Source organism: Aeromonas sp. HMWF015 (assembly GCF_963878965.1).
Classification (GTDB): domain Bacteria; phylum Pseudomonadota; class Gammaproteobacteria; order Enterobacterales; family Aeromonadaceae; genus Aeromonas; species Aeromonas veronii.
Map to the genome: position 1 here is coordinate 1 of NZ_CAWNZT010000299.1, position 5,397 is coordinate 5,397.

A 5,397-nucleotide genomic window follows, 5' to 3' on the forward strand; every position below is an offset into this window, starting at 1 on the left:
TGCGAAGGTGGCGGAATTGGTAGACGCGCTAGCTTCAGGTGTTAGTGTCCCACGGATGTGAGGGTTCGAGTCCCTCTCTTCGCACCATGCTTTATCCAGACAGCATGTAAATCCAGACTGGAAACCCGAATGTGCGAAGGTGGCGGAATTGGTAGACGCGCTAGCTTCAGGTGTTAGTGCCCCCCGGGTGTGAGGGTTCGAGTCCCTCTCTTCGCACCATGCTTCTCCAGATAGCATGTAAATCAAAACTGGTAACACAAATGTGCGAAGGTGGCGGAATTGGTAGACGCGCTAGCTTCAGGTGTTAGTGTCCCACGGATGTGAGGGTTCGAGTCCCTCTCTTCGCACCAATACTGCCATGCTGATTCAGCAGCATGTAAATCCAACTAGAAAACCCGAATGTGCGAAGGTGGCGGAATTGGTAGACGCGCTAGCTTCAGGTGTTAGTGCCCCCCGGGTGTGAGGGTTCGAGTCCCTCTCTTCGCACCATGATTCTGACATGTAAACACAGAACAATGCGCTCCAACCGCATTTAAAAACCAGCTGGAGAAAATCAGTGTGCGAAGGTGGCGGAATTGGTAGACGCGCTAGCTTCAGGTGTTAGTGTCCCACGGATGTGAGGGTTCGAGTCCCTCTCTTCGCACCATTCATTACGCAAAAGGCCCATCACAAAAGTGATGGGCCTTTTGTTTTTACTCCTTGTTATGGCTATGCTTTTGACGACTCCCCGCTCATCGTCATGCCAAGGAACGCATATGATACTGGATACCGACATTCACAACTTTTACGAACATCTGGTGCTCAAGGAGATTGAGAAACAGGGGCTGCAGCAAAAGCTCAACAGCGATCAGATGGCCGACCTCTGCTGCCTTACCCTCAACCAGCTTCCGGCCCACTATATTCGCCACAATGTCGACATGATCTACTTCCTGACCGACGCCAAGCGTACCGAAATGGAGAAGCTGGTCGTCGAATCGCTCAAGGTGGCACAGCAGAAGATCAAGCAGGCTCCCGTCAAAAGCTCATAACCAGGGCTGCTGCCAGAGCAGAGTAACGATACCGGTCAACCCGGCCACTGGCAGCAAGATCAAGGCGGGCCGCAATCCGGGCTCCAGCATCACCCAGGCAGCCAGCAGAAAACCGGCACTCCAGGTGCCGTACTCTTTATCCTGACCCCATGCGAGTACGGCCACCGCCACCAGCAACATCATCCCCCGCAATATCCAGCGCATTGTTTTCTCCCCAATCAACAATTGATAATAATTATCATCTTCATCTACTGGGGATGCAAGTGGCGTCACGGGCAAGCTTCGTATGTAACCCTTTGTGTCAACAGGCCGCTCAAAAACGGGTTATGAGATCAACTAATTTGTGATTTTTTCAATCAAATGTGCATTTTTGCCAATTTGATGGGGCTTTAACCCGCCGGGTTTGTGGTAGATTGCGGCCTCTTTTTGGGTTGCCTCCTCGGGATCGATGTATCCACAGGACGAGAGGGAGTGACCTTGGCGAGCAAGAGTTTAGGAAGTATCTATGCAAAACCAACAAAACCACATCCGACTACCGGGCATGGCACAGGTGTTTGCCTGTCTGGCCATTTTCCTGGCCCTGGCATTCTCGTTCACCAGTGTGCTCGATCTGCCGATCCAGCTGGCGTTGTTCATCGCCTGGTTCGTCATCATGGGACTTGGCATCAAACTCGGCCACGATTACAAATCCCTGGAGCAGGCTGCCGTTGACGGCGTTGCCAAGGGGATGGGGGCCATCCTGATCCTGGTCTCCGTCGGTGCTCTGGTCGGCACCTGGATTGCCGGCGGCATTGTTCCCAGCATCATCTACTTCGGCCTCAAGGTGATCCATCCGTCCATCTTCCTGCTGGCAACCCTGATCATCTGCTCCCTGACCTCGCTGGCCACCGGCACCTCCTGGGGCTCTGCCGCCACCGCCGGTATCGCCATGATGGGGATCGGCCACAGCCTCGGCGTGCCTGCGCCGCTGGTAGCCGGTGCCGTGCTCTCCGGCGTCTACTTCGGTGACAAGCTCTCTCCGCTCTCCGACTCAGTAGTGCTGGCTTCGACCATGTCCAACGTCGACGTGGTGGAGCATATCAAGGGGATGCTGCCCATCAGCCTGCTCTCCTATGTCATCACCGCCGTACTGTTCACCGTGGTGGGCATGCAGTATTCGGGCAACGTCAGCCTGGAGCAGGTCAATCTGGTGATGGAGGCCCTCGACAACCAGTTCAACATCACCCCGCTGGCCATAGTTCCGGTGGTGCTGGTACTGGGCCTGTTGGCCAATCGCAAGCCCGCCTTCCCGGTGATCAGCTTCGGCGCCCTGCTGGGCCTGATCTGGGCCATCGCCTTCCAGGGCATGGATCCGGTCAAGGCAATGCACTCGGCTTATAGTCCGTTTGCCATCACCTCCGGCATCGACTTTATCGACAACATTCTCGGTCGCGGCGGCATGGAGTCCATGCTGGGCTCGGTCGCGGTCATCATCTTCGGTCTCGGGTTTGGCGGCCTGCTGGAGAAGGTCGGTATTCTGGAAGTGATCGCCAGCGCCTTCGAGAAGCGCATCAACAGCGTCGGCAGCCTGACCAGCCACACCATCGGCACCGCGTTTCTGGCCAACGTGTTTGGCTCAGCCATGTATGTGTCGCTGATCCTGACCCCCAAGATCATGGCCAAAAACTACGACCGACTGGGACTGGCGCGCAAGAACCTCTCTCGCAACGCCGAGTTTGGCGGCACCCTCACCTGCGGCATGGTGCCCTGGAGCGACAACGGCATCTTCATGGCTGGGGTTCTGGGGGTGGCAACCCTCGACTACCTGCCCTACATGTGGCTGAGCTTCACCTGCATCATTGTGACCATCACCCTCGCCTACATGGGCAAGGCTGTGAACCGGATCCCGCTGGTCGCAGCGGCAAGCTCCCGCTAAGCCATTCTGCAAACAACAAAGGCGCCATCAAGGCGCCTTTGTTGTTTCAGAGAAATGCTGTTTGATGGAGCGTACTGAGCACCACAAACAAAAACAGCCCTCGTTGCCGAGAGCCGTTTCATCAGATCGATACGCCGATCAGATGGAGAAGCTGGAGCCACAGCCACAGGTCGTGGTGGCATTGGGGTTGGTCACGGTGAAGCGTGAGCCTTCCAGACCCTCGGTGTAATCCACGCTGCCGCCTACCAGATATTGCAGGCTCATGGGATCGATCACCATGGTGACGCCATTCTTCTCGACTACGGTGTCCCCGTCGTTGATCTTCTCATCAAAGGTAAAGCCATACTGGAAACCGGAGCAGCCCCCACCCGTGATGTATACCCGCAGCTTCAGCTCGGGATTCTCTTCCTCGGTGATCAGGTTCTTCACCTTGTTGGCCGCCGCATCCGTCATCTGGATGGGCAGCGGGGCTTCTGCTACTGCACTCATTACTGACCTCACAACCATTAGATCCACAAACATGGAAACCGCGAAATTATCCAATACCCGACCATTCAGTTCAAGTATTCACCACGCTTAACCGGCAGCGGGAACCGGAGCAGGCGGTGCGGCGACCAGCGGCTTGATCACCTCGCCCCACTCAACCAGCAGCTCTTGCGCCGGTTGCCTGCCGTCCTTGTTGATGGTGACACGGATCCGATCCGGCACAAAGCCTTCCGGCAACTGCCAGTTCCCTTCCAGCAGCTGGAAATAACGCAGGGCATAGCGCCACTCGCTCACTTTCATCCCGAGATCGCGACCGGTCAGCGTCTTCGGCTTGTCAGCCAGGCTCCCCTCGACCCGGATCTGCACCTGACCACGGAACAGCTCCCGCTTCTTGGCAGGCTGGGTCAGTGCGAGACGATAGTGGTAACGACCGGGAATGCTGGTCTCCTGCAGGGTCAGGTTGTCGATCACCACCCCCACCTGTTCGCCGGTGGGGCGCATGATCCGTTCGAAAAAGGCCAGCTGGCGCTTGAGCTCCTGCACCTGCGCCTCCTGACTCTTCAGGGTGGTCTGCAACTGCTCGAAGGCCGCTTTCTGGGTCGCCAGCTGGGTATCTTTCACCCCCAATTCGGTCTTGAGCTGGCCGATGGCCTTGCCCTGACGATCCAGCGTCTCCTGCTGTACCACCAACAGACTGCTCTGGGCCAGCTCCTGACGGTTACCGACAAAGTAACCGATGAGCCCGCCAACGGCTAACACGACCAATAACTTCAATAGATTGGACATAGCCCCTCATCCCGTTATCACGCCATTTACGGCAGCGCCTCTCCCTTCACTATACCGCCCTGACCGGGGCCAAAGGCGATAATGGGAAAAATTAACTGGCCGTGGCGCTGCCATCACCCCGCTTTTGACGCGCGGCAAGCCGTAAAGTTCGCTCAAGGATCTGGGAATAGATGGGACGACCGCCCAGCGCTTGCGCCACAAGGGTGGCTCCCACTGTGGTGATCATCATCGGCAGGATCAGCTGATAGTTGTCGGTCATCTCGGTGACCAACACGATGCCGGTGATGGGGGCACGCACCGTGGCAGCAAACAGCGCACCCATCCCGGCGATGGCAAAGGCGCCTGGCTCGATGCCAAGCTCCGGAAAAGCCGCATGAAACAGATGGCCGAACACCACGCCAAACAGGGTGCCCAGCGCCAGGGTCGGCGCAAACACCCCGCCCGGGGCACCGGAGCAGAAGCAGATGAGGGTCGCGACCAGCCGCACCGAGAAGATGAGGAACAGGGTCGCCATCGCATACTCATCCCCCATCAGATGTGGAATAAGCTCGGTGCCGCCCCCCGTCACTGCGGGGGCAAACAGCGACAGCACACCAAACGTTCCAGCGACCAGCATGCCGATGGCGACGAAACGGTGGCGCTTGTTCTGATGCAGCGCCAGATAGCCATCCTGACAGGCCAGCACCAACTTGTTGAAGACAAAGCCCAGCACCCCGAAGGTGGCCCCCATAAAGAGGAACAGCCAGAGCGCCTTGAGGGCTGGCGCATCGTAGTGGGGCAGAGTGATCACCGCCCCCTGACCTTTCATGTTCTGCAGCATCAGGGTCGCCATGATGGCGGAGATCCCCACCGCCTTGATGGCCAGAAAGGAGTAGCGAAACTGCGGTCGCATCTCCTCCATCACGAACAGGATACCTGCCAACGGCGCATTGAAGGCTGCTGCCAGACCGCCCGCCGCACCGGCGGCCAACAGGGCATGACCATGCTCCTTGGGCAGCCGGAAGATATCCGCCACCATCTTGCCGAGGTTGCCGCCGATCTGTACCGAAGGCCCCTCCCGCCCCAGCACCATACCGGAACTCAGGGTGCAGATGCCACCGAAGAACTTGACCGGCAACACTCGCCACCACCGCACCGGGCGCAGATCGTCCATCGCCCCCTCGATCTCGGGAATGCCGGAAC

The 5,397-nt window shown here is 57.8% G+C and carries 6 protein-coding genes and 5 tRNA genes; 7 read left to right on the forward strand and 4 right to left on the reverse strand.

Going from position 1 to position 5,397, the window contains the following annotated elements; genetic code table 11:
• Position 1 precedes the first annotated feature (1 nt).
• From AACS18_RS15510 to AACS18_RS15535, 6 genes are all read left to right on the forward strand, one after another.
• Positions 2-87: transfer RNA gene (locus tag AACS18_RS15510), tRNA-Leu, on the forward strand.
• A gap of 46 nt (positions 88-133) precedes the next feature.
• A tRNA-Leu gene (locus AACS18_RS15515) sits at positions 134-219 on the forward strand.
• 45 nt (positions 220-264) lie between these two features.
• Positions 265-350, forward strand: a tRNA-Leu gene (locus tag AACS18_RS15520).
• Between the two features lie 53 nt (positions 351-403).
• Positions 404-489, forward strand: a tRNA-Leu gene (locus AACS18_RS15525).
• 71 nt (positions 490-560) lie between these two features.
• Positions 561-646, forward strand: a tRNA-Leu gene (locus tag AACS18_RS15530).
• Positions 647-755: 109 nt separating this feature from the next.
• Positions 756-1,028 carry a late competence development ComFB family protein gene (locus tag AACS18_RS15535; protein ID WP_005343036.1) on the forward strand — a complete coding sequence of 91 codons (273 nt, stop codon included), beginning with the start codon at positions 756-758 and terminating at the stop codon, positions 1,026-1,028.
• Here the strand turns inward: AACS18_RS15535 and AACS18_RS15540 are convergent.
• Positions 1,023-1,232, reverse strand: coding sequence for a hypothetical protein (locus AACS18_RS15540; RefSeq protein ID WP_005357820.1), 210 nt, complete (start codon positions 1,230-1,232; stop codon positions 1,023-1,025). The two genes, AACS18_RS15535 and AACS18_RS15540, sit on opposite strands and share 6 nt — an antisense overlap.
• Before the next feature lie 301 nt (positions 1,233-1,533).
• Between AACS18_RS15540 and nhaC the strand changes: the two genes are divergently transcribed.
• Positions 1,534-2,943 (forward strand): Na+/H+ antiporter NhaC, encoded by a 1,410-nt coding sequence (gene nhaC / locus AACS18_RS15545; protein WP_005357819.1) that lies wholly within the window; start codon positions 1,534-1,536, stop codon positions 2,941-2,943.
• A gap of 138 nt (positions 2,944-3,081) precedes the next feature.
• Here nhaC and erpA read toward each other — a convergent pair whose 3' ends face one another.
• The 3 genes from erpA to clcA form a co-directional block, all read right to left on the reverse strand.
• Positions 3,082-3,432, reverse strand: coding sequence for an iron-sulfur cluster insertion protein ErpA (gene erpA, locus AACS18_RS15550; RefSeq protein ID WP_005340225.1), 351 nt, complete (start codon positions 3,430-3,432; stop codon positions 3,082-3,084).
• Positions 3,433-3,519: 87 nt separating this feature from the next.
• Positions 3,520-4,215, reverse strand: coding sequence for a DUF6776 family protein (locus AACS18_RS15555; RefSeq protein WP_005343032.1), 696 nt, complete (start codon positions 4,213-4,215; stop codon positions 3,520-3,522).
• Between the two features lie 91 nt (positions 4,216-4,306).
• A partial coding sequence (clcA, locus tag AACS18_RS15560) for a H(+)/Cl(-) exchange transporter ClcA (protein WP_108612647.1) occupies positions 4,307-5,397 on the reverse strand: 1,091 nt, incomplete at its 5' end.